Annotated in this window: 20 protein-coding genes; 16 read left to right on the top strand and 4 right to left on the bottom strand. The window is 62.9% G+C overall.

The annotated features are described in order from the left end of the window. Positions 1-16 precede the first annotated feature (16 nt). Positions 17-1,294 carry an O-acetylhomoserine aminocarboxypropyltransferase/cysteine synthase family protein gene (locus tag AC1AV0_RS04955; protein WP_476571702.1) on the bottom strand — a complete coding sequence of 426 codons (1,278 nt, stop codon included), beginning with the start codon at positions 1,292-1,294 and terminating at the stop codon, positions 17-19. A 191-nt stretch (positions 1,295-1,485) separates the two neighbouring features. Between AC1AV0_RS04955 and uvrC the strand changes: the two genes are divergently transcribed. The 9 genes from uvrC to AC1AV0_RS04910 all read left to right on the top strand — a co-directional run bounded on the left by uvrC (position 1,486) and on the right by AC1AV0_RS04910 (position 12,235). Continuing rightward, entirely contained in the window at positions 1,486-3,801 is a 2,316-nt protein-coding gene (gene uvrC, locus AC1AV0_RS04950) for an excinuclease ABC subunit UvrC (protein WP_476571700.1), read from the top strand. 181 nt (positions 3,802-3,982) lie between these two features. Continuing rightward, positions 3,983-4,957 carry a shikimate dehydrogenase family protein gene (locus AC1AV0_RS04945; RefSeq protein ID WP_476571698.1) on the top strand — a complete coding sequence of 325 codons (975 nt, stop codon included), beginning with the start codon at positions 3,983-3,985 and terminating at the stop codon, positions 4,955-4,957. Next, positions 4,954-5,877 carry an RNase adapter RapZ gene (gene rapZ, locus AC1AV0_RS04940; RefSeq protein ID WP_476571696.1) on the top strand — a complete coding sequence of 308 codons (924 nt, stop codon included), beginning with the start codon at positions 4,954-4,956 and terminating at the stop codon, positions 5,875-5,877. The genes AC1AV0_RS04945 and rapZ overlap by 4 nt, the downstream gene beginning before the upstream one ends. Before the next feature lie 173 nt (positions 5,878-6,050). Then, a complete protein-coding gene (gene whiA, locus AC1AV0_RS04935; protein ID WP_476571694.1) occupies positions 6,051-6,998 on the top strand; it encodes a DNA-binding protein WhiA in 948 nt (315 codons plus the stop codon). A gap of 172 nt (positions 6,999-7,170) precedes the next feature. Next, entirely contained in the window at positions 7,171-8,376 is a 1,206-nt protein-coding gene (locus AC1AV0_RS04930) for a phosphoglycerate kinase (RefSeq protein WP_476571692.1), read from the top strand. Between the two features lie 111 nt (positions 8,377-8,487). After that, positions 8,488-9,282, top strand: a complete 795-nt coding sequence (tpiA, locus tag AC1AV0_RS04925) for a triose-phosphate isomerase (RefSeq protein WP_476571690.1) — start codon at positions 8,488-8,490, stop codon at positions 9,280-9,282. Positions 9,283-9,378: 96 nt separating this feature from the next. Beyond that, entirely contained in the window at positions 9,379-9,627 is a 249-nt protein-coding gene (gene secG / locus AC1AV0_RS04920; RefSeq protein ID WP_476571688.1) for a preprotein translocase subunit SecG, read from the top strand. Positions 9,628-9,766: 139 nt separating this feature from the next. Then, on the top strand, positions 9,767-10,603 hold the full coding sequence (locus tag AC1AV0_RS04915; protein ID WP_476571686.1) for an HAD family hydrolase: 837 nt from the start codon (positions 9,767-9,769) through the stop codon (positions 10,601-10,603). 54 nt (positions 10,604-10,657) lie between these two features. Further along, entirely contained in the window at positions 10,658-12,235 is a 1,578-nt protein-coding gene (locus AC1AV0_RS04910; RefSeq protein WP_476571684.1) for an aminotransferase class I/II-fold pyridoxal phosphate-dependent enzyme, read from the top strand. A gap of 176 nt (positions 12,236-12,411) precedes the next feature. On the opposite strand, the gene tal is transcribed toward AC1AV0_RS04910, so the two are convergent. Continuing rightward, positions 12,412-13,515, bottom strand: coding sequence for a transaldolase (tal, locus tag AC1AV0_RS04905; protein ID WP_072725995.1), 1,104 nt, complete (start codon positions 13,513-13,515; stop codon positions 12,412-12,414). A gap of 92 nt (positions 13,516-13,607) precedes the next feature. Next, positions 13,608-15,707, bottom strand: coding sequence for a transketolase (tkt, locus tag AC1AV0_RS04900; RefSeq protein WP_476571682.1), 2,100 nt, complete (start codon positions 15,705-15,707; stop codon positions 13,608-13,610). Between the two features lie 312 nt (positions 15,708-16,019). Here tkt and hrcA point away from each other — a divergent pair, with 312 nt between their 5' ends. Further along, positions 16,020-17,216, top strand: a complete 1,197-nt coding sequence (gene hrcA / locus AC1AV0_RS04895; RefSeq protein WP_476571680.1) for a heat-inducible transcriptional repressor HrcA — start codon at positions 16,020-16,022, stop codon at positions 17,214-17,216. A gap of 68 nt (positions 17,217-17,284) precedes the next feature. Beyond that, the gene (gene dnaJ / locus AC1AV0_RS04890; protein WP_476571676.1) at positions 17,285-18,430 is read left to right on the top strand and encodes a molecular chaperone DnaJ; all 1,146 of its coding nucleotides are present in this window, start codon (positions 17,285-17,287) and stop codon (positions 18,428-18,430) included. Between the two features lie 223 nt (positions 18,431-18,653). Here the strand turns inward: dnaJ and AC1AV0_RS04885 are convergent, their stop codons facing one another. Then, positions 18,654-19,442, bottom strand: coding sequence for a fructosamine kinase family protein (locus AC1AV0_RS04885; RefSeq protein WP_476571672.1), 789 nt, complete (start codon positions 19,440-19,442; stop codon positions 18,654-18,656). 140 nt (positions 19,443-19,582) lie between these two features. Here AC1AV0_RS04885 and uppP point away from each other — a divergent pair, with 140 nt between their 5' ends. The 5 genes from uppP to AC1AV0_RS04860 all read left to right on the top strand — a co-directional run bounded on the left by uppP (position 19,583) and on the right by AC1AV0_RS04860 (position 25,194). Further along, complete coding sequence (uppP, locus tag AC1AV0_RS04880; protein ID WP_476571668.1) at positions 19,583-20,464, top strand: undecaprenyl-diphosphatase UppP; 882 nt, start codon at positions 19,583-19,585, stop codon at positions 20,462-20,464. Between the two features lie 179 nt (positions 20,465-20,643). After that, positions 20,644-22,125 carry a DUF1846 domain-containing protein gene (locus tag AC1AV0_RS04875; protein ID WP_476571666.1) on the top strand — a complete coding sequence of 494 codons (1,482 nt, stop codon included), beginning with the start codon at positions 20,644-20,646 and terminating at the stop codon, positions 22,123-22,125. A 158-nt stretch (positions 22,126-22,283) separates the two neighbouring features. Next, on the top strand, positions 22,284-22,946 hold the full coding sequence (locus AC1AV0_RS04870; protein ID WP_476571663.1) for a response regulator transcription factor: 663 nt from the start codon (positions 22,284-22,286) through the stop codon (positions 22,944-22,946). Continuing rightward, positions 22,931-24,136, top strand: coding sequence for a sensor histidine kinase (locus AC1AV0_RS04865; protein WP_476571661.1), 1,206 nt, complete (start codon positions 22,931-22,933; stop codon positions 24,134-24,136). The genes AC1AV0_RS04870 and AC1AV0_RS04865 overlap by 16 nt, the downstream gene beginning before the upstream one ends. A 272-nt stretch (positions 24,137-24,408) precedes the next feature. Continuing rightward, complete coding sequence (locus AC1AV0_RS04860; RefSeq protein WP_476571658.1) at positions 24,409-25,194, top strand: hypothetical protein; 786 nt, start codon at positions 24,409-24,411, stop codon at positions 25,192-25,194. Positions 25,195-25,272 lie beyond the last annotated feature (78 nt).

Raw genomic sequence — 25,272 nt, 5'->3', positions numbered from 1 at the left:
AGAACGCCAAGCTCCGCTACTGGATGGCGGAGAGGGCCTGGTCGAGGTCGGCGATGATGTCGTCGGCGTTTTCGATGCCGCAGCTCAGTCGCACGAGGTCGATGCCGACGCCGGCCTCCTCAAGCTGCTCCTCGCTCAGCTGGCGATGCGTGGTGCCCGCCGGGTAGAGGGTGCAGCTGCGCGCGTCGGCCACATGCGTGGCGATCGACACCATCTTCAGTCCGTCGAGGAAGGCGGAGACCTTCTCGCGGCCGCCGGGCACACCGAAGGAGATGACGCCGCAGGTGCCGTTCGGCATGTACTTCTCGGCGAGCGCGTGGTACTTGTCGCCGGGCAGGCCGGGGAAGTTCACCCAGCTGACGCGCGGGTCGGCGGCGAGGAATTCCGCCACTTTCTGCGCGTTCTCGCAATGGCGGGCCATACGCAGGGCGAGCGATTCCAAATGCATGCCCATAATCCACGAGTTGACGGGCGCGGGCGTGGAGCCGAAGTCGCGCATGAGTTGGGCGGTGGCCTTGGTGATGTAGGCGGCCGGGCCGAAGTCCTTCGCGTAGGTCACGCCGTGGTAGGAGTCGTCGGGGGTGGTGAGTCCCGGGAACTTGTCGGCGTGGGCCATCCAGTCGAAGTTGCCGGAGTCGACGATCGCGCCGCCCACGCAGGATCCGTGGCCATCCATGTACTTGGTGGTGGCGTGGGTGACGATGTCGACGCCGAACTCGAACGGACGGCAGTTGATCGGCGTGGGGAAGGTGTTGTCGACGATGAACGGCACGCCGTGGCGGTGGGCGGCGTCGGCGAACTTTTCGAAGTCGAGCACGATAAGCGCGGGGTTGGCGATCGATTCGCCGAACACGGCCTTGGTGTTCGGCTGGAACGCGGCCTCAAGCTCTTCCGGCGTGCAGTCGGGGCTGACGAAGGTGCAGTCGATGCCCATTTTGCGCATGGTCACGTTGATGAGGTTGAAGGTGCCGCCGTAGATCGCGGAGGAGGCGACGATGTGGTCGCCGTTGTTGCAGATGTTGAACAGGGCGAAGAAGTTCGCGGCCTGGCCGGAGCTGGTGAGCATCGCGGCCGCTCCGCCTTCGAGTTCGCAGATCTTCGCGGCGATGGTGTCGTTGGTAGGGTTCTGCAGGCGCGTGTAGAAATAGCCGGATTCAGACAGGTCGAACAGGCGGCTCATCTGTTCGCTGGACGTGTATTTGAAGGTCGTGGCCTGGATGATCGGGGGAGTGCGGGATTCTCCGTTGCCCGGCTGATAGCCTCCCTGCACGCATGTGGTATCGATCGCGCTCATATACGGCTCCTTTGCGTTTGCGACGTCATGATGTGGAACATGCATACTCTAGCATCTCTCCGACGGCCGCAAGACCGGTCAACAAGGCCGGTCATCGAGACCGCTCGTCGAGGCGGGATTCGCCGCGGTCGGCCATCCGCCATCTCAAGGCGCGCATGGCAGGCGCTAGCATAGGCTTCATGGATTCCGGAATGATTGAACGACATGGTCCCGAAACGTGGAGAAAGACGGCCCAGGCATTGCATAGCGACGCGGCGGAGGCCAGCGAGACGTCGGAATTCCGGGACGAATCCGACCACGGCCTCACAGGCGGCGATCCTCAGGCCGAAGTGAACGCGAACGGCGCGCCATTGTTGGGGGACACCCGCGATCTGTTCCGCCCGAAAACCTCTGATATTCCCGCCAAACCGGGCGTCTACAAGTGGCGTGACGGCGAGGGCCGTGTGATCTACGTGGGCAAGGCGAAGAATCTGCGCAATCGCCTGTCGAACTATTTCCAGCCCCTGTATCTGCTGCATCCCCGCACGCAGACCATGGTGCTCACCGCCCGCTCTCTCGAATGGACGGTGGTCGGCACCGAATTGGAGTCGCTCACCTTGGAGTACACGTGGATCAAGGAGTTCGATCCGCGGTTCAACGTGCAGTTCCGAGACGACAAGACCTACCCGTATCTGGCGGTCAGCGTGGGCGAGGAGATTCCGCGCGTGTGGGTGACGCGCAGCCGCAAACGCCGCGACACCCGGTATTTCGGACCGTATGCGAAGGTATGGGATCTACGGCACGGGTTGGATAAGCTGCTGAAGACCTTCCCTGTGCGCACCTGTTCGACGAATGTGTTCCATAAGGCGCAGCTGACGGGCCGTCCGTGTCTGCTCGCCTCGATCGGCAAATGCTCGGCGCCTTGCGTGGGGCGTATCGCGCCGCAGGAGCACCGCCGCCAGTGCGAACGTCTGGTCGGCGTGATGACCGGTCGGCTCGGCAAGTCGTATATCGCGCAGCTCACCCGCGATATGAAGGCCGCCAGCGCCGAATTGGAGTTCGAGAAGGCGGCGCGCATCCGCGATGAGATCCAGATGCTGCAAACCGTGGTGGAGCAGAATGCGGTGGTGCTCGATAGTCAGGTGGACGCCGACGTGTTCGGTATGGATTCCGACGAGTTGGAAGCGTCCGTGCACGCGTTTTTCGTGCGGTCCGGCACGATCCGCGGCGAACGCAATTGGAGCGTGGAGCGTGTGGAGGATGTCGCTGACGCCGAGCTGATGGCCGATCTCATCCTGCAGGTGTATGCGGAGGCCACCGGTACCGCCGCCGATCTTGCCCAGCCGCCCTCCACGGACGGCATGCCGGACGCGGACGATTCCGCCTCGTCCACGGTTATCGCCACCAGTCGCGACGCGCTCGGGGTCACGCAGCAGCTCACCGCCATGGACGCGAAGGACCGTGCGCAGGCCACCAGAACACGCAACGCCCGACAAGAACAGACGGGCCGGGACGATCTGCTGGCACCCATCGCGCCCGTGCCCCGTGAGGTGATCGTGCCCGTGGAACCCGCCCGGCGCGAGGAGCTCGAACAATGGCTGACGGGATTGCGCGGGGGCGCGGTGACGATCCGCGTGGCCGAACGCGGTGACAAGCGCGCCCTGATGGACCGCGCGGGCGAGAACGCCAAGCAGGCGTTGCAGCGCAGCAAGATGAGCCGCATATCGGATATGGGCGCGCGCACGCAGGCCATGAACGATGTGGCCAAGGCCTTGGGATTGACCGAAGCGCCGCTGCGCATCGAATGCTACGACATCTCCAATACGGTGGGCGGCGCGTTCCAGGTGGCCTCGATGGTGGTGTTCGAGGATGCGATGCCGAAAAAGTCCGAATACCGTCGTTTCGCGATCCGCGGCAACGACGGGCGGGGCGCGTTGGACGATCTGAGCGCCCTGTACGAGACGCTGACCCGACGATTCCGCCACGGCAATATCGCCGGAGATTCCGGCGAAAGCATGGAGGCGGAACGGCAAGCTGAGCCGATCACGGGCGAGGCTGTGGTCCAGCAGAACACCGAACGTCACCGCTTCGCCTACAAGCCGAATCTGGTGGTCGTCGACGGCGGCTATCCGCAGGTGCAGGCCGCGGCCAAGGCTCTGGAGGATTGCGGCGTCACGGATGTGGCGCTGTGCGGTTTGGCCAAGCGTCTCGAGGAGGTGTGGGTGCCGGACGACGAGTATCCGATCATTCTCAAACGCCAGTCGCAAGGCATGTATTTATTGCAGCGCGTGCGCGACGAATCGCACCGTTTCGCCATCACCTACCATCGTCAGGCGCGCCGCAAAGGCGCGTTGCGCAGCGCGCTCGACGAGATTCCCGGCATCGGAGAGAAGCATCAGAAAAACCTGCTCAAGCATTTCGGGTCCGTTCGGACCATGCGTGAGGCGAGCGTCGAGCAGCTCACCGAGGTGCCCGGCATCGGCGAGAAGAAGGCGCGGACCATCTACGACGCGCTTCACGACCAGTGAGCAACAACGATTTAACCACCCGGCCCGGCGGGCGTCGCGAAAACCGCATTATTGCGCCATCGCGCCGAAGCCGGTGGTTAAAGCGTTGTACGGTTCCTGCGAATACCACGTTGTTTACCACATTGTTTCCCAGCGTCGACCGGTTGGCGGTAGCATAGGGGGAGTGATGACAGGAGGGGTTATGACGACGACCAACCATCGTTGCGCCGTGCTGGGCAAGCCGATCGCGCATTCGCTGTCGCCGGTGCTGCACAACGCCGCCTACCGCGCGCTCGGACTCGACGATTGGGAATACACCAAGCACGAGGTGGGGGAGAGCGATCTCGACGGTTTCCTCGCCACGCTCGACCCGACATGGCACGGACTCAGTCTGACGATGCCGCTGAAGCAGACCATCCAACCGTATGGCACGCCCTCCAATCTGTGGGCGCGCGAACTCGGCGTGGCCAACACCGCGGTGTTCGACTGGAGCGAGACCCCCGCAGACGCGCCTCATGGCACCCCGAAAGTCAAGCTGTACAACACCGATGTGGTCGGTATCCAACTCGCCTTCGACCACGCCTCGCGCGCGCACGGCATCGTCTCCGCAAGCACCGGGCAGGGCCATGCGGTGGTGATCGGCAACGGCAACACCGCGTCCTCCGCGGTGGCCGCGTGCACGATGATGCCCGAAATCGGCCGAATCACCGTCATCGCCCGCAATCCGGACAAAAACCCGTCTCTGCGTCCGCTGGCCGAGAAATTCCTGCGCCATGGCAACGCTCTGCGCGCCATCGCCATGGCCGACACCGAAGCGGTGTTGCATGCGCTCGCCCAGGCGGATGTCGTCGTCAACACCATTCCCGGCCATGCCGCTGACCCGCTGGCCGAAGCGCTGACTCAATCGCATGCCGCGACGCAGTCCGCCTCGCGTCTGCTCGATGTGGTCTACGACCCGCGTCCGACCAAACTCATGACCGCATGGCGCGAACGCGGGGGAGTCGCCATCGGCGGCGAGGAGATGCTGCTGTACCAGGCGCTGATCCAAGTGCTGCTGATGACCGGTATCTGGGACGGGGATCCGCCCAGCGACGCCGACGAACGATTGCAGGACATCACCACGGACGACGACCAGTTGGAGATCGCCATGAGACAGGCCCTTGAGGAGGCATTATGACGATTCGGAACGTTGCCGCGCAAGACTCCACGCCGGAGCCCGCCAACGAGTTCGAGGTGCTGCTCATCACCGGCATGAGCGGCGCCGGACGCTCGCGCGCCGCGGACAGCATCGAGGACATGGGCTGGTACGTGGTCGACAATATGCCGCCCAAACTGCTGATCCCGCTGGTCGATATGATGACCACCTCGGGCACGCATGACGGCGGCGTGCACAAACTCGCCGCGGTGATCGACGTGCGTTCGCGCGCCTATTTCGACGATCTGGCCGAGGTGTTCAGCCATTTGGACGATCTGGGCGTCAAAACGCGCATCCTCTTTCTTGACGCCAGCGACGAGGTGCTGATTAAACGCTACGAGTCGGTACGCCGTCCGCATCCGCTCCAGCAGGGCAACCGTCTGATCGACGGCATCGCAGAGGAACGCGAGTTGCTCGCCAACCTCAAGGAGCGCGCCGACATGATGATCGACACCTCGCTGTTGAGCATCCACCAGCTGTCCACCAAACTCTACGAGGCGATGCTCGGGTCGGGACCATCCACGGTGAGCGTGCACATCTTCAGTTTCGGTTTCAAATACGGAACCCCCACCGACGCCGATTTCGTGGCGGATGTGCGCTTCCTGCCGAATCCGTTCTGGGTGCCGAATCTGCGCGAGCTGACCGGCATGGACAAACCCGTGAGCGACTACGTGCTGTCCAGCCCCGGGGCCACTGCCTTCCTTGACTCCTACGAACAGGCCATCGCCACGGCGTTGGAAGGCTACGCCCAGGAGGACAAGCATTTCGTCACCATCGCCATCGGCTGCACGGGAGGGCAGCACCGTTCGGTCGCGATGAGCGAGGAACTGGCGCGCAGACTGCGCACTCGAGGTCTGTCGGTCACGGTTTCCGCGCGGGAGTCGGCAAAGCATCATATGTGACGGCGCACGCCGCCTCAATGACCATATCGCGAACAGAATGTTTCCAAAAAGGCCATAAGAGGCGGTAAGTTGTCCACTAGGTTAGGTATCACAGAAAGCCGGTGACTTCGTCGGCAAACCCAATGGGACCGCACGGAACATTGGGAATAACGGGAACATAGGAGGTGTGCCCCTTGGCACTTCTGGATGACGTGAAAAGCGAATTGACCGCTCTGGAGGGCGATTCGCCGGCAGCCATCAAAGCGCAGGCTGCGGCCATGATCCGCTTCGGCGGTGGCCTCCGCCCGGTGCAGAACACCTACGTGATCCAAGCGTCCTTCACCTCCCCTGACGCCGCGCAATGGCTGCGCGACACCATCAGGGCGGTGTACGGCCATGAGGCGGACGTCAACCACATCACCCGACAGACCCCCAACGGCGTCATCGAGCAGTACGTGGTGCTCGTCACCCGCGGTGTGGCCGCGCTGGCTTTGCAGACCGGTCTGCTGGACCGCCGCAAGCAGCCCGTGCACGGACTGCCCGCCGATATCGTCAACGGCAGCATCGCCCAGATCAAGGCGGCTTGGCGCGGCGCGTTCCTGACCCGCGGCTCGCTGTCCGACCCGGGCAAGGCCAGCTATATGGAAATCGTCTGCCCGACCGAGGAGGCCGCCATGGCCTTGTGCGGCGCCGCGCGCCGTCTCGGCATCTCGGCCAAGCACCGCCAGCTGCGCAGCTCCGAGCGCGTCACGCTGAAGGATCCCGACGCCATCGAACGCATGCTCAAGCTGATGGGCGCCCCGCGTTCGGCCCGTGAGTGGACCGGCAAGCGTTCCGACGGCGAGGCGCGCGGCAAGGCCAACAGGCTCGCCAACTTCGACGATGCGAATATGCGTCGCAGCGCCAAGGCCGCGGCCGAGGCCAGCGAGAAGGTGCAGCACGCCTTCGAGGTGCTCGGCGACAACATTCCCGACAATCTGCGCCAGGCCGGCCAGCTGCGCATCGAACATGTGGACAAGAGCCTTGAGGAGCTCGGCAAGCTCGCCGACCCCCAGATCACCAAGGACGCCATCGCCGGCCGTATCCGCCGCCTTCTGCAGCTCGCGGAGAAAACCGAAAAGTCGCGTGCGATGAAGGGCTGAACGCCCATCCGCTCCATCCGTGAACCCGGTCGGCATCCCGACCGGGTTTTTCATTGCCCGGGGAGCGAACATGCCCGCCAGCGCGCACGGTGAAAAGGCAGAAGGTGTTGTATGCTGTGAAGTGGCAAAATCGGCCACTTTCCCGCGTATCGCGGTCAAGGAAAGGATATTCATGAAGACACTCAAGGATCTTGGAGATCTCAAGGGCAAGCGCGTGCTGGTGCGTGCGGATTTCAACGTCCCGCTGGACGGCACCACCATCACCGACGACGGCCGCATCAAGGCCGCCCTGCCCACCATCACGGCGCTGCGCGACGAGGGTGCGAAGGTCATCCTGATGGCCCACCTCGGCCGTCCGAAGGGACAGGCCGTCCCCGAGCTGAGCCTGGCGCCCGTGGCCGCCCGCCTCGGCGAGCTGCTCGGCATCGAGGTTCCGCTGGCCGCCGACACCTACGGCGAGGATGCCCAGGCCAAGGTCGCCGCGATGAACGACGGCGATGTGGTGCTGCTGCAGAACGTGCGTTACAACCCCGAGGAGACCAGCAAGGACGCCGCCGAGCGTTCCGCCTACGCCAAGAAGATCGCCGCCCTCGGCGACGCCTTCGTCTCCGACGGCTTCGGCGTGGTCCACCGCGCCCAGGGCTCCAACTTCGATGTGGCCGCCGATCTGCCGGCCGCCGCCGGCCTGCTGGTCGAGAAGGAAGTCACCGCCCTGTCCAAGGCCACCGTGAGCCCGGAGCGTCCGCTCACCGTGGTGCTCGGTGGCTCCAAGGTCTCCGACAAGCTCGGCGTGATCGAGAACCTGCTCGACAAGGCCGACCGTCTGGTCATCGGCGGCGGCATGGTGTTCACCTTCCTCAAGGCCAAGGGTCTCGAGGTCGGCACCTCCCTGCTCGAAGAGGACCAGATCGACAAGGTCAAGGGCTACATCGCCACCGCCGAGGCCAACGGCGTCGAGCTGGTGCTCCCGACCGACATCGTCGTCAACCCCGGCTTCCCGGCCGGCGAGACCCCGGTCGCCCCCGAGGTCGTGGCCGCTGACGCCATCCCGGCCGACAAGATGGGTCTTGACATCGGCCCCGACTCCCAGAAGCTGTTCCACGACAAGATCGTCGACTCCAAGACCGTCGTGTGGAACGGCCCGATGGGCGTGTTCGAGATCGCCGAGTTCGCCGACGGCACCCGCGCCGTGGCCCAGGGCCTGGTCGACGCGACCGCTGCCGGCGCGTTCACCATCGTCGGTGGCGGCGATTCTGCCTCCGCCGTGCGCAACCTCGGCTTCCCGGAGGATGGCTTCTCGCACATCTCCACCGGTGGCGGCGCCTCCCTCGAGTTCCTCGAGGGCAAGGAACTGCCCGGTCTGACGGTGCTTGCCTGAACGATTCGATGATGTCATCCGCGAACGGCGTGGAACGGATTGGTTCCCGCGCCGTTCGCGGATGACATTTTCACTTGTGCGGAACAACATCCGCATCTTAAGGAGGAACCCATGGCGTCCACGCGCATCCCACTGGTGGCCGGCAATTGGAAAATGAATTTCGACCATCTCGAAGCCACGTACTTCGTGCAGAAGCTCGCGTGGCTGCTGCGTGACGCCCGGTTCGAATACAAGCGTTGCGAAGTGGCGCTGTTCCCCGCCTTCACCGCCCTACGCAGCGTGCAGGTGCTGGTCGAATCCGAAAAACTCAATATCACCTACGGCGCGCAATCCGTTTCGGTGACCACGCAGGGCGCGTTCACCGGCGACGTCTCCGCCGATATGCTTACGCGGCTGGGATGCTCCTATGTGATCGTCGGGCATTCCGAACGCCGCAAATACCATCCCGAGGACGATGCGAATATCGTCGACCAGGTCAGGGCCGTGCTCGCCGCGGATATGATTCCGATCCTGTGCGTCGGCGAAAGCTTCGAGGAGCGCCGCCAAGGCATCGAACTCGATTTCGCCGTCAGCCAGGTGCGCGACGTGACCCGCGATTTGAGCGACGAAGAGGCGGCCAAACTCATCATCGCCTACGAGCCCGTCTGGGCGATCGGCACCGGCATGGTGGCGACCCCGCAATCCGCGCAGGAGGCGGCCAAAGCCATCCGCGACGACATGACCAGCTCGTTCGGAGCGAAGGTCGGCAACGCCGTGCGCATCCTCTACGGCGGATCGGTCACCTCCGGCAACGCCGCCCAGCTCATCGGCGAGCCCGACGTGGACGGCTTCCTAATCGGCGGCGCCTCGCTCGACGTGGACGAATTGGCGAAAATCGCGCGCCTTACGGCCAAATCCGCGCGCTAGTTTATCGCCAATACGGTGTTTTTTATAGAGAATACGGTAATTTTCAAAGCCTTGGACTATACTGGCCAACAGTGTCATCTGAATCGGAGGTAACCTGTGACCGCTCTTAAGCTCGCTCTGGAGATCATCGTCGTCGTACTCAGCTGCCTGCTGACCCTGCTCATCCTTATGCATCGCGGCAAGGGCGGCGGCCTGTCCGACATGTTTGGCGGCGGCCTGACCCAGAACGCCGGCACCTCCGGCGTGGCAGAGAAGAACCTGAACCGTTGGACCGTGATCATCGCCCTGCTGTGGGTCGCGATCATCATCGCCCTCGGCCTGATGACGAAGTTCGACCTCGTCTGAGACGCTATAGCCAATCACCCCATGATCGACACGGTCATGGGGTGATTGCGTTTGTCCCCAAGAATCACCGGCTATACCGCGCGTATCCGGCGCGCGGACATCATGCCACGTGCGCACGAGACCCATACGAGGAGATGAGATGAGCGAGAAACCCCGCCTGTTGGTCGCCGATCTGGACGGCACCCTGCTGCATACCGCACCCACCTTCGAGGAGCGGTTCATCACCCAACGCACGGTGGACGTGATCAACCGCGCCCATGACGCGGGATACACCTTCGCCATCGCCACGGCCCGGCCGGTGAGCACCGGATACGAATACGCGCGGAAGCTTCCGGTGGACGCCTATATCTATCTCAACGGTGCGCTCATCGACTTTCGCCCCGGCGAATCCGACTACGATCTGCTCACCAGCGGACGCATCGATAGCGATGGGCATCTGATGAAAATCGGCTTCTCCTCGCGCCGGGCCTGCGAGGTGTGCCGGTTCCTGCTCGACGAATTGGGCGGCGACCTCAAACTCGGCATCGTCATGGATGACGTACGCTACACGAATTTCGACGTGAGCGTGTACTGGAAGACGCAGACCTGGCGGTTCACCGATTTCACTGACGTGCCCGACGGCGTGGCCGACAAGCTCATCATCTTCCCCGAACCAGAGCAGTGGACCACCTTGCGTTCGCTGATTCCGCCGGATTTCGACGTGAGCATCTCCGAGGGGACGATGTGGATGCTGATGCACCCTCTGGCCAACAAAGAGCATGCGCTGCGCCTGCTGTGCGAGAGGATGGACGTACCTCTGGAGGCCACCGCGAGTTTCGGCGACGATCTGATCGATATCTCGATGATGCGCGCGTCCGGCAGGGGAGTGGCCGTGGCGAACGCCAATCCGAAAGTGCTGCAGGTGGCCGACGAGATCTGCCCCGCGAACGACGAGGACGGCGTTTCACAGTGGATTGAACATCATATCTTGAACTAGTGCTACACTTTGAACCAGTGTTCAAAACAGATTGAACTTTGGTTCGGAGGTGCGATGTCGAGTTCAATTTTCGCTGAGCGGTTGCGCGAGGCCATGGAGCGGCGAGGCTTCAAGCAGGTCGATATCGTGCGTGCCGCGCAAACCGCTGGGGTCAGCCTCGGAAAAAGCCATGTCAGCCAATACGTGGCGGGCAAAACCATGCCACGCGAGGAGACGTTGAACTTTCTCGCCGACACGCTTGAGGTCAGCGCAAACTGGCTGCGGGGAGAGGCCTCCTCCGACAGACGGCCGACGCAGCCGGAACCAAGCGGCGACTCAACCAGCCCAGCCCCATCAACAACCCCGACGACTCCGTCGACCACCAACCAGACGATTCAATCTAACCCATCCCCATCACTGCAAGGAGCGGCCCACATGCGTACCTTCGGCAAATCCCACAAGCTCGACAACGTGCTGTACGACGTGCGCGGACCGGTCGCCGACGAGGCGATGCGTATGGAGGCCTCGGGCACGCATATCCTCAAATTGAACATCGGCAATCCCGCACCGTTCGGATTCCGCACCCCGGACGAGGTGGTGTACGACATGGCGCAGCAGCTGATCGAAACCGAAGGCTACTCGCCCGCCAAAGGTCTGTTCTCCGCGCGCAAGGCCATCATGCAGTACGCGCAGCTCAAGCATATCCCCAACGTGACCATCGAAGACATCTACACCGGCAACGGCGTGAGCGAACTGATCAACCTCTCGCTGTCTGCACTGCTCGACAACGGCGACGAGGTGCTCGTGCCCTCTCCCGACTATCCGCTGTGGACGGCGTGCGTGAACCTCGCCGGCGGCACCGCCGTGCACTACACCTGCGACGAGGAATCCGAATGGTTCCCCGACATCGAGGATATGCGGTCCAAAATCACCGACCGTACCAAGGCGATCGTCATCATCAATCCGAACAATCCGACCGGCGCGCTGTACCCCAAGGAGATCCTCGAGCAGATCGTGCAGCTGGCGCGCGAGCATCAGCTCATCATCTTCTCTGATGAGATCTACGACCGTCTCGTCATGGACGGACTGGAGCACATCTCCACGGCATCGCTCGCCCCCGATCTGTTCTGCGTGACCTTCTCGGGCCTGTCGAAATCGCATATGATCGCCGGCTGGCGCGTGGGATGGATGATTCTTTCGGGCAACAAGCGCATCGCCAAGGACTATATCGAGGGACTCAACATGCTGGCCAACATGCGCATGTGCTCGAACGTGCCGGCGCAGTCCATCGTGCAGACCGCGTTGGGCGGGCATCAAAGCGTCAAGGATTATGTGGTGCCGGGCGGCCGCGTGCATGACCAGCGCGACCTGGTGTACGACATGCTCAACGAGATCCCCGGAATCACGGCAGTCAAACCGAAGGCGGCGTTCTACATCTTCCCCAAACTCGATGTGAAGAAGTTCAATATCCATTCCGACGAACAGTTCGCGCTGGATCTGCTGCATGACAAGCATATTCTCATCAGCCACGGCGGAGCGTTCAATTGGAAGACCCCCGACCACTTCCGCGTGGTCTATCTGCCGCGTATGGGCATGCTGCGCGAGACGATAGGGGAGATCGGCGACTTCCTCAGCTACTACCGTCAGGCGTGAAAGTGAGCGCGAATTACAACGATTTAACCACCTGAGCCAACTAAGCAACGTCATTCTGCGGTTTTCGAGCCGCCCGAACCTCTGAGTGGTTAAATCGTTGTAATTACGAACAAGAAATGGCCCCGCACCGTGAAGTGCGGGGCCATCGTCGTCTTAGCTTAGAAGACTAGCGAGTCTCAGCCGTTGACGCGGTCGATACCGGCCTGGACGTCGGCGAGCACCGAATCCCAGGACTTGATGAAGGCAGCAACGCCGTCGGCCTCAAGCTTGTCGGTGACGGCCTTGAAGTCGATGCCCAGCTCGGCGAGCTTGTCCATGATGGCGTGGCTCTCCTCGTAGGTGCCGGCGATGGTCGGAGCGCCGTTGCCGTGATCGGCCAGGGCGTCCAGGGTCTTCTCCGGCATGGTGTTGACGATGAACGGACCAACCAGCTCGTCCACGTACAGGCAGTCGGAGTAGGCCGGGTTCTTGGTGCCGGTGGAGGCCCACAGCGGACGCTGCTTCTTGGCGCCCTTGGCTTCCAGAGCGGCCCAGTCGGCGGACTCGGCGAACTTCTTCTCGAACAGCTCGTAGGCGAGACGGGCGTTGGCGATGGCGGCCTTGCCTTCGAGGGCCTTGGCCTCATCGGTGCCGATCTCCTCGAGCTTGGCGTCGATGGCGGAATCCACGCGGGAGACGAAGAAGGAGGCGACGGAGCCGATGTGCTTGAGGTCATGGCCGTTGGCGTCGGCCTGCTTGATGCCCTCGATGTAGGCGTCGATGACCTGCTCGTAACGCTCGAGCGAGAAGATCAGGGTGACGTTCACGGAGATGCCCTTGGCCAGGGTGGAGGTGATGGCCGGCAGGCCTTCGAGGGTGGCGGGGATCTTGATCATCGCGTTCGGACGGTTGACCTTCTCCCACAGTTCCACGGCCTGGACCTCGGTGGCCTCGGTCTCGTGGGCCAGACGGGGATCGACCTCGATGGAGACGCGGCCGTCGACGAAATCGGTGGCTTCGGCGATCTCGCGGAAGATGTCGGTGGCGTTGCGCACATCGGTGGTGGTGAGCTCGCGGATGGCGGTCTCGACGTCAACCTTGCCCAGTTCCTTGAGCTGCGCGTCGTACGGGCCGACCTGGCTCAGGGCCTTCTGGAAGATGGAGGGGTTGGTGGTCACGCCGACGACGTTCTTCTCGGCGATGAGCTCCTGCAGGTTGCCGGACTCGATGCGGGTGCGGGACAGGTCGTCCAGCCAGATCGAAACGCCGGAATCGGACGTGCGCTGAGTTGCTGCGGTCATGGTTTCTCCTTTTATATTCCGTTATGGAACAAATCTTTTTGTGTGTGGACACGGGGGAGGGCGTCACCTTGCGATGACGCCCTCGCTTGAGGTCACTTGACGGCGGCGATGGAGGCCTTGGCGGCTTCCACGACGTGCTCGGCGGTGATGCCGAGGTCGATCATGTTCTGCGCGCCATCGCCCTGCAGACCGAACTGCTCGATGGAGACGGGCTTGCCGTAGGAGCCGAGGTACTTGTACCACGGCATCGCCAGACCGGCCTCGACGGAGACGCGGGCCTTGACGGCGGCGGGGAGCACGGACTCCTTGTACTCGTCGCTCTGGTCCTCGAACCATTCGACGGACGGCATGGAGACCACGCGGGCCTTGACGCCCTCATCGGCCAGGGTCTTGGCGGCGGCGACGGCCCACTGGACCTCGGAGCCGGTGGCCATGATGATCACGTCAGGGGTGCCCTCGGTGTCGACGAGCACGTACGCGCCCTTCTTGACGCCTTCCTTGGCCTTGGCGGCGGTTTCGGCGAGCACCGGAACGCCCTGGCGGGTCAGGATCATCGCGGCCGGCAGCGTGTTGTCCTTCTCGAAGAAGGCGCGGTACGCTTCGGCGGTTTCGATGGCGTCGGCCGGACGCACGACCTCGAGCTGCGGGATGGCGCGGAAGGAGGCCAGGTGCTCGATCGGCTGGTGGGTCGGGCCATCCTCGCCGACGGCGACGGAGTCGTGGGACCACACGTACAGGTTCGGGATCTCCATCAGGGCGGCCAGGCGCACGGCCGGACGCTCGTAGTCGGAGAACATGAAGAAGGTGCCGCCGAACGGACGGGTGTGGGAGCCGAGCAGGATGCCGTTGGTGATGGCGCCCATGGCGAACTCGCGCACGCCGAAGTGCAGCTGACGGCCGTACTTGTTGCACACCGGCCACTGCTTGGTGGCGCACTCCTCGGGAGCGAAGGTGGCCGCGCCCTTGAGGTCGGTCTTGTTGGAGCCACCGAGGTCGGCGGAGCCGCCCCAGAGTTCCGGCATGACGGCGGCGATCGCGTTCAGCACGGTGCCGGAGGCACCACGGGTGGCGACGCCCTTGCCGACCTCGAAGGAGGCGACGGCCTCGTCGATGGCCTTGTCGAAGCCTTCGGGCAGCTCGCCGGCCTTGATGCGGTCGTACAGGGCGGCCTTGTCCGGGTTGGCCTCACGCCAGGCGTTGTACTGCTCGTCCCAAGCCTTGTGGGCTTCCTGTCCGCGGTCGGCGACCTTGCGGGCGTGGGCGAGGGCCTCTTCGTCGACGTGGAAGTTCTCTTCGGGATCGTAGCCGAGGAGCTTCTTCATGCCGGCGACGGCCTCGGCACCGAGCTTGGAGCCGTGGGCGGAGGGATCGTTGGTCTTGCCCGGGGCGGGCCATGCGATCAGCGTGTCGACCTTGATCAGCTTCGGGCTGTTCGGAGCGGCCTTCTGAGCCTTCTCGATCACGGCGGCCAGACCGTCGACGTCCTCCACGTAGGAGCCGTCGGGCTGGATGAAGCTGAACTCGTCGGTGTACCAGCCGTAGGCCTCGTAACGCTTGAGCACATCCTCGGCGAGCACCAAGTTGGTGTCGCCTTCGATCTGGATGCGGTTGGCGTCGAAGATCACGGTCACGTTGCCGAGCTGCTGGTTGGCGGCGAGGGAGGCGGCTTCGCCGGAGATGCCCTCTTCGATGTCGCCTTCACCGCAGATGACCCAGATGTTGTGGTCGAACGGGGAGGTGCCTTCCGGAGCTTCCGGATCGAGCAGGCCACGCTCGAAGCGCTGGCCGTAGGCGAAACCGATGGCGGAGGCGACGCCCTGGCCCAGCGGGCCGGTGGTCATCTCGATGCCCGGGGTCAGGCCGTACTCGGGGTGGCCCGGAGTGCGGGTCTCGGCGCCGCCGCGGAAGTTCTTGAGGTCGTCCAGAGTCAGGCCGTAGCCGGACAGGTACAGCTGGACGTACTGCGTGAGGGAGGCGTGTCCGCCGGAAAGGATGAAGCGGTCGCGGCCTTCCCAGTTGGGATCGGTCGGATCATGCTTGATGAAATGCTGGTAGAGGGTGTAGGCGATGGGAGCCAGCGAGACGGGGGAGCCGGGGTGGCCGTGGCCCGCCTTCTCGACTGCATCGGCCGAGAGGACCTTGGCCATCGTGATGGCGCGCTTGTCCAGTTCGGTCTCCTTGAATTCAGTCATGGGTGTCAACTTTCCTTCCAATAATTCGGGCGGTCTGCCACCGGCTTGTGCCGGGCCACACTCGCCCTCACATTGCTCTTTCATGCTACCCATTCGAGCAGACACAGTGTTGTATTTTGAGCGTGTTTTGGTAGCTTCTGTTTCGTTAGCGCTCACATTTCGTTTGCCTTGATTCCCCACGCATTAATCCACAAGCGTACTTAGCACTCGTGAGGCTCGAGTGCTAATACAATGGTCGGAAAGCCGAGAGCGGAATCGACCGGAACCGACGCGGCACAGCCCAAGAGAACACTGAACCACAAGGAGGCGCGCATGACGCAATCACGACGCATGTTGGTGTTGCGCGCCGTGGTCGAGGACTATATCCGTTCCCAGGAGCCCGTCGGCTCGTCCGCGCTGACCAAACAGCATGATCTGGGCGTCAGCTCCGCCACCATCCGCAACGATATGGCCGCCCTTGAGGATGAGGGGTACCTGATCCAGCCGCACACCTCCGCCGGACGTGTGCCCACGGAGAAGGGATACCGTTATTTCGTGGACCGTCTGGCCACGGTGGTTCCGCTGTCCGCCGCGCAGCGACGCGGTATCAACAGCTTCCTCTCCGGCTCGGTCAATCTGCAGGACACCCTGCAGCGCGCCGCGCGGCTGCTGTCCGAGATCACCGGACAGGTCGCCGTCGTCGCAGCTCCGTCTTTGGCGAAATCCACGCTGCGCCGTGTCGAGCTTGTGCCGGTGGCGATGAACATGCTGCTGGCGGTGGTCATCACCGACACCGGACGTGTGGCGCAGCATACGATCGCGGCCAATCCGGTGCCCGAGCAGAGCGTCGTCGTGAGGTTCACCAATGCGGTCAACGCCGAAGCCGCGTCATCGCCGCTGACGTCGGCGGCCCGCAAGGTGCGAGCCATGGCCGCCACGCCACAATGGAAAGAGCTTTCGCCGTTGGCGGAATCGCTGGCCCGCGCCTTCGAGAACATGGCCGACAGCGAGCGCACCAGCGAACTGTATATGTCGGGCACGTCCCGCCTGGCCCACCAGCACGCCATCGCGGATCTGGCGCCGTTGTTCGACGCGCTGGAGGAGCAGGTGATGCTGATGCGGCTGATGAGCGCGATGCCGAGGCATGACGGCGTCGGCGTGGCGATTGGATCGGAAACGCATACGCCCGGTCTGATGCACGCCTCGGTGGTCGCCAGCGGATACGGGCAGACCAAGGCACGAACCGGCAGCGTGGAAGACTTCGACATCACTGATGAGGCTTCCCTCAATCCTCGTTACCCAAATCCCTCGGAGACGTCGAAACATAACGACGACACGATCGACCGGCACGAGGCATACGACGAGTATGCCGGCCAGGCGGACGATACCGGGCAGAGCGATGCGGAACCGGTGGCGTTCGTGGGCTCCATCGGACCGACCCACATGGACTACGCCGCCACCATAGCGGCCGTCCAGGCGGTCGCCCGCTATCTGACGGCCTCACTCGCCCATGAGGAGGATAGCGACTGACCCCGCCTTATGGCACAATATCCCGCGGTACTTTACGGCATAACGGAACAAACAGAAGGACACAATCTGTGGCAGATTACTACGAGACGCTGGGCGTGGACCGCGCCGCAAGCGACGACGAGATCAAAAAGGCATATCGCAAGCTCAGCCGCAAATACCATCCCGACATCGCCGGTCCTGAATTCGAGGACAAGTTCAAAGAGGTGAACAACGCCTACGACGTGCTGTCCGACCCCGACAAGCGGCGCATGTACGACCAGGGCGTCGACCCGAACAATCCCAACGCCGGCGGGTTCGGCGGATTCTCCAACATGGGGGATATGGGCGACATCTTCGGACAGTTCTTCGGCGGAGCTTTCGGCGGCGGCGCCTCGGGTCCCGTTCCGCGCACCCAGCCCGGCCGCGACGCGCTGGCGAGCACCAGCATCGATTTGAAGACGGCCGTGTTCGGCGGCACCGCGCACGTGCGGATCAACACCTTCTCCCTGTGCCAGGAATGCTCCGGCGCGGGCACGAGCAACGGCACGCAGCCGACCACCTGCCCCGACTGCCATGGCCAGGGCTTCCGCCAGAAGGTCGTGCGCACCATGCTCGGCCAGATGATGACCTCCGCTCCCTGCGAGCGCTGCGAGGGCCACGGCACCGTGATCAACAATCCCTGCCCGAGCTGCATGGGACACGGTCGCGTGCGCACCACGCGCAACGTCGGCGTGACGGTGCCCGCGGGCATCAACGACAATACCCGTCTGCGTCTGGCCAATCAGGGCGAGGTGGGCGAGGGCGGCGGCGCGGCCGGCGACCTGTACGTCGATGTGCGCATCCGCGCCGACAAGCAGTTCACCCGCGACGGCGACGATCTGCATTGCTGGATCCAGGTGCCGATGAGCTGGGCTGTGCTCGGCCACGATCTCGCGATCGACACCTTCGACGGCCAGCAGACCATCTCCGTGCCCGCCGGCTGCCAGCCCGAAGACACGGTCACGATCAAGGGCCTGGGCGTGACGCGCATGCGGCAGGCGGACGAACGCGGCGATCTCGTGGCGCATGTGGCCGTGCAGATTCCCACCAAGCTCTCCGATTCGGAACGCGCGCTGATGGAGCAGTTCGCCGCCAGCCACGATGCCGACGCCGCGCATGTGGCGCAGTCCTCGCGCCCCTCCGTCGCCGGATCCAAAAAGGGCTTCTTCTCCAAACTCAAAGACGCCCTGAGCTGATTCGCCCTACCCGGCACCAAGCAACTCGCTATTTAACGGTTTTGATGGCCATCATTGGACCTTCAATAACCCTCATTGCGAGTTTGGTGTGCCGAGGTTCTAAGCCTTGCTCAGTTAAAACGATTGATTCGCGAGTTTGGTGTGCAAAATCGGGCTTGTCTCGCAAACCCGGCACACCAAACTCGCTTTTCCTATTATTGGGACGATTGAACGACGTGCCACATCACAGCAGAGAGCGGCACATGGCGCGGTATTCGCTCACGTAGCCGCCGCCGAAGAACACGCAGTGGCCGGCGATGGGGTAAAGCTGCCACAGGGTGGTGCGCTCCTGATAGCCGGCCTTGAGCGGATGCACGGACTGGTAGCCTTCGATGATCTGCGTCAGATAGCTCATGCCGAACAAGTGCAACATGGCGAGATCCTCCTCGCGGTGGCCGCCGTGCGCGGCCGGGTCGATCAGCACGGCCTCGGTCTCGCCCGAATCGGCGGTCCACATCACGTTGCCGCTCCACAGGTCGCCGTGGATGCGGGCCGGCTTGTCGTCGGCGGCGCGGCCCATGATGTCCGGCAGCGCGTCGATCACACGCTGGGTGAGTTCCAAATCGCCGCGGTCAAGCGAGCCGCGGCGGATGCCCATCTCGACCATGGGAAGCAGACGTCCTTCGGCCAAATAGCTGATCGGATCGGTCCACGTGCCGCAATCCATCGGCACGGGATCCTGCAGCGGACCGAAATAGCACACGCCGTCGTACCCTTCGGGAGCGGAGCCGAAATATTCGGCGCCGGCGTCATGCATGCGGGCGAGCGCCGCACCGAACGCGGTGGCGGCCTGCGCGTTGGGGGAGGTCGCCTCGATGCGTTCGATATCGAGATAGCCGTCGCCCCAACCATAGACCTCGGCCACACGCGGCCCGCCCTGCGCATGGGCCGCGCCCAACCATTGCAATCCCTTGCCTTCGCATTCGAAGAATCCGGTCGGGGAAAACGCCCGGCTTTTGCGATACTTCGCCATAACCGCTCCTTAGCATCCATCCGTCAAAACGCTTTTATTGTGGGCATTATGCAAGACAAGAGGGCCGATGATTCCGTTCTTAGACCCCCTTGAGTAGGCTAGGGTCGGCAAGAACATCATCGAGCACTTGAAGAGGGGCTATGAATTTCTTTCAGGCGATTATTCTGGGACTGGTGCAGGCGCTGACCGAGTACCTGCCGGTTTCCTCCAGCGCGCATATCCGCATCATCGGCGATCTGATGATCGGTTCGGATCCGGGCGCCGCCTTCACCGCCATCATCCAGTTGGGCACCGAACTGGCGGTGATCCTGTATTTCCGACATGACATCATCCGCATCCTCAGCCATTGGTTCGGCAGCCTGTTCGGCAAGGACGGCAAAGATTGGAAGAGCCGCCTGGGCGCGAAGGACAGCGACACGCAGATGGGCTGGTTCATCATCGTGGGCACGCTGCCGATTCTGGTGGCAGGCCTGCTGCTCAAGGATATGATCGAGACCTCGCTGCGCAACCTGTGGATCACGGTGACCGTGCTCGCCGTGTTCGGTGTGCTGCTGTGGGTGTTCGACGCGCGTTCCAAGCAGATCAAAACCATGAACCAGATGACCATGAAGGACGCGTTCCTGTTCGGCGTGGGCCAGATGCTCGCCCTGATTCCGGGCGTCTCGCGTTCCGGCGGCACCATCACCTTCGGCCGCGCGCTGGGCTACACCCGTGAGGCCGCGGTGCGCGTGAGCTTCCTGATGGCCATTCCGGCCGTGTTCGGCGCGGGCATCCTCGAAACCGTCAGCGCCGTCAAAGACGTCGCCGCGGGAGAGGCCGGCATGTTCCCGGGCTGGGGCCCGACCATCGCCGCCGCCATCGTCGCCTTCGTGGTGGGCTACATCGTGATCATCGGCTTCCTGAAGTTCGTGAGCACCTTCTCCTACAAAGCCTTCGCCATCTACCGCATCGGCCTAGCCGTGGTGGTGGCGCTGCTGCTCATCACCGGAGTTCTGCCCGCCATCGATCCCTCCGTGGCATAGCGGATTCCGCCGGCACACCATATACGTGAACGCCGCGTTCCCACCGATTTCGTTTCGGCGGGAACGCGGCGTTTTCTTCAAGTAAAGGCGCGTCGAGCGTAAACACGGCGACAGGTTTCGGTATACTCTGAGCCGGTTCACGCACACATGCATCCACGAGCGAAAAGGGGAGTCCGCACATGCGCCAGGGATTCGATAACGACAAGTACATCGAGCTGCAGGCCAAGCACATCCGCGAGCGGATCGAGCAGTTCGGCGGCAAACTCTACCTCGAGTTCGGCGGCAAGCTGTTCGACGACTACCATGCGAGCCGCGTGCTGCCCGGTTTCGCCCCCGATTCGAAGTTCCGCATGCTGGAAAGCATGACCGACGACGTGGAGATCGTCGTCGCCATCAACGCGAACGACATCGAGAAGAACAAGGTCCGCGGCGATTTGGGCATCACCTACGACGAGGACGTGCTGCGCCTGACGGACATCTTCCGCAGCTACGGGTTCTACGTGGGTTCCGTGGTGCTCACCCAATACGCCGGCCAGGGCGCGGCCGACGTGTTCCGCCGCCGCTTGGAGGAGCTGGGCATCACCTGTTACACGCACTATCCCATTGAGGGGTATCCGCACGATATCGACCTGATCGTGTCCGACGAAGGCTACGGCAGGAACGACTACATCGTCACGACGCGTCCGCTTGTGGTGGTGACGGCCCCCGGCCCCGGTTCGGGCAAGCTCGCGACCTGTCTGTCGCAGCTCTATCACGAGCACAAGCGCGGCATCGCCGCCGGCTACGCCAAGTTCGAAACCTTCCCCATCTGGAACCTGCCGCTGAACCATCCGGTCAACATCGCGTACGAGGCCGCCACGGTGGATCTCAACGACGCGAATATCATCGACCCGTTCCACCTGGACGCCTACGGCAAGACCACGGTGAACTACAACCGCGACGTCGAGGCGTTCCCCGTGCTGCGCGCCATGATGGAGAAGATCCAGGGGGAGAGCCCCTACCAGAGCCCCACCGATATGGGCGTGAACATGGCCGGATACGCCATCGTGGACGATGACGCCTGCCGCGAGGCCGCCAAAATGGAGATCGTGCGCCGCTACTTCCAGACCGCCGTGAACCTAAAGCGCACGGGCATGGGCGGCGAGCAGGTCGACAAACTCAAGATGATCATGAAGAAAGCGGGCGTCGACAAGGATTTCTCGCCGGCCTGTTCCGCCGCCCTGCTCAAGGAGGAGACCACGGGAGCTCCGGTGGGCGCCATGATCCTGCCCGACGGCACCGTGGTGACGGGCAAGACGTCCACACGCCTGGGCGCCGCGAGCTCGCTGCTGATGAACGCGCTCAAGGCGATCGCCGGCGTGGACATGGAGCTCGAGGTCATCTCGAACGACGCCATCGAGCCCATCAGCCGTTTGAAGACCCGCCAGTTGGGCAGCAAGAATCCGCGTCTGCATTCCGATGAGACCCTTATCGCGCTGTCGATCACCAGCGCGACGAGCGAGGACGCGGCGCGTACCTTCGCCGCGCTTGAGCGGCTGCGCGGCTGCGACGCGTTCTTCTCGGTGATCATTTCGGCCATCGACGAGCAGATCTACCGCAAGCTGGGCATCAACGTGTGCTGCGAGCCCAAATACGAGCGCCACGCCCTGTACCACCGTTAACCACGCGACCCCGCGCAGAACACGCCCAACGCCATTCCCAGGCATATCGGAATCGGAATAGGCTTGCTCCTCCATCGGACGGCGACCGGTCGCGAGAAGCGACGGCGTCGCCGGACAGGCCCGGACAGGCCGGTGGTGTTGACCCTATACTTGCGGGTATGGTTGAGCGAATCAGGGTGGCGGTGGCGGACGATGACGGTTGCGCGCTGATGGGGCTTATGGCGGTGCTGAGGCAGAGGCTGCCACGGGTCACGCTCGCTTGGTCGGAGACGACGGGGCATGGGGCGGTTCGACGTGCTTTGGATCCGATGAACGATGCCGATATCCTGCTTATGGATATGAGGATGGGTGATATGTCGGGTCTGATGGCCTGTCGTGCGATCAGATCGCGCGACGGAAGTCTTCCGATATTGGCAGTCACGGCGTTTTCGCTGGCGTACTACGCGCGCCGTGCCGCCGAGGCGGGCGCGCAGGGCATCGTGGGGAAAAACGATTTCGATGGCATGGGCGCCGCGATCGGCGATATTCTCCATCACCAGGCGATGAGCGTTCGTTTGGACGCATCCGCGCCCGTCTCGTTCGATTCCGCGCGACGGGCGCATCTTCGGTTGGCGGGGGACATGGAGCCGACCGTCGTTGACCTTTCCGCGCGTGAGCGGGAGATTGTCGAACAGTACGCCCAGGCGAACAAGCCCGCCGTCATCGCGCGGAATCTCGGAATCTCGGCGGGGTCGGTCAAAACCTATCTCGATAGGGCGCAGAACCGTTTGGGCTTGTCGTCTCGGGCGGATCTTGTGGAGTATTGGTGGCAGCGTTCATGACGGAGGGCCATATGGGGAATGTCCCAAGGCGGCTTTTGCCTGATATGCAGCATTGGAGAGACCGCGGTCCGGGTTCGGCCGCGGATTGGGTCATCGTCTGTCTGGCGATGGTAACGCTGTGCTTGGCGATCGCCGATTGGGTGATCAATCCTCCTCACACCTGGTTCGGCATGTTGTGCTCGCTGGGATATTGCCTTGCCGTGGCGCTTTTGCCGTGTTGTGGATTCAAAGCGGCCTGGGCGGTCGTAGTTCTGGTGTCCGTCGGCAATCTCGGCGCGGGCATCGACTCGTCCGGTCCCAACAGCACATGGGGACTGCTGCTGGCGATCGTAGCGTTGGGACGAAACGCGCGGTATTGGGAGGGCACGGTCGCGATCGCGTCCGTTGTCACAACCGTGACCGTTGCAACGATTCGGTTCCCCGACGCTATGGGATTCAGCGTGCCCGATGGGATTGTGAACTTCGCCATCGGATTGTTCGCCACGTATTTGGTCGGGGTGGCGGTCCGACGGTCCGATGACAAACGGAAACGCAACGAAACGGAACGGCTGCTTGACCGGACTCGTCGTGATATCGCTACGGCTTCATACTTCCATGATGCGGTTTCGGGAAGACTGACGCATATTCTCGTGACAGCCGAAAAGGTCAGACGGGAACACCCCGACGAATACGATCGGATGGGATGGCGGGAAGTGGAGCGAGAGGCATCCGACGCTCTGCATGAGCTGCACCGCGCAATCGACATGATGAACCGTGAATCCTCATCCGTTGATGATGGGCTTTCCCCGCCATTGGCTGACGCCATCGAATCCGTCACTGCGACATGCGACAAACGACTCAAGGAGTTGGGATACACCGGCGATACACAGATCAGAGGAGTGTGTACGGCCGTCCTTGAAGAGCGTGCGGATGAGATTATTGCGTTGTTGCGGGAGTTGTACATCAACATTGAGCGGCATTGCGAACCGTCCGGTACGACGTACCGCATGCGCATCGCTCTCCAGCCTGAAGCGGTGACCATCACGCAAAACAACGATTGCTCACGAGGGCCGTCTCGATGGGTTTCTCCTCCGGCGTCGGGCAGCGGTCTGAGGCTGCACCGCGCTCGAATCGAATCCTTCGGAGGCGAGATACGAACGAATCGGGACGACGGGCAGTGGCACGTGTTCTGCAGAATGCCTCTGGTGTAGGCGTCCGATGGTTAACGACTGCAAATCCACCAAACGGGTTTCTCCTCTGAAGGCCCACTTTCTTAGGGCCCATAGTATTGACCAATAACGGAATTATTAATGCCGTCCCCTAAACAGGGGACAAAGATGGCGGCGGCCTTGCCGAATTTGGACAATGAGTGAGGCGTTCAACTCCATAGTTGAACGCCGGTCGATATCGGGATACTGCGTCACGTCGTTGAGGTCGGCGTATTGTTCCGCCGTCGCCAATCATCTCGAAGGGGAGGTATGTCATGCGCAGGTCTGTGCAGAGCCGGGTGAGTTCTGGGAACAATGGTTACGGCACGGCACGTCGTATGGCTGCGGTGGTATGTGCTGTGGTGTTGTCGGTGGGGTTGTCGGTGGGGTTGTGTGGTTGCGCGGGGTCGTCGGGGTCGTCGGGGTCGTCTGATGGGGCGGATGATGGCGGTGATGGCTCGGGTGGTGCGAGGTTGGCGTCGTCGTTGCGTGCGTATGCGGCGCAGTTGTTGGAGGATGATGATGGTTCGATGGGCGCGGAGCAGCGGGACATCTTGCAGCGGGCGGCTGAGAGCGGTGAGGTGTCCGTGTCAGATTACGAGGCGGCGTGGCAGCGGTATCAGACCTGTGTGGTCGACAAGGGGTACGATCGTCCGGAGTTGCTGACCTATTCCAATGGTATCCGTCAGGCGAATGAGGGTGCGATGACTCCCGAGCAGGCCGCCGATCTTGCGTACACGGAGAAGATGGCGAGGGATTATGACGCGTGTATGGTCGCGCATGTGGATGGGGTGAACGCCTTGTATGTGGCCCAGGCCGGTAATCCGAACCTGTATGCCGATTATGACGAGGGTGCCGTGGATTGTCTGCGGCGTGGCGGTCTGGCGCCGAAGTCGTACACGGTTGATGACTATCGCGAGGATCAGGACATGCTGGCGCATAGAAGCGATGGGGAGGAGCTCGAGACCGGCATCGATATGGATGATCCGGAGGTGATGGCCTGCATGGCCGCCAACGGGTACATGTTCATCGATCCGTCGTCCATTGGGGGCGCGTCGTGAGCTGGCGGAATCGTGGGGCTGGTTCCGCGAAGCGTCCTGTGGAGGGGCGTCGGGTTGGTTCGTGGACGTGGATGTTGG

The sequence above is a fragment of the Bifidobacterium sp. LH_558 genome (assembly GCF_056356295.1).
Note: the sequence above shows the minus strand (reverse complement) of the source record. Positions and strands in the feature narration are given on the sequence as shown.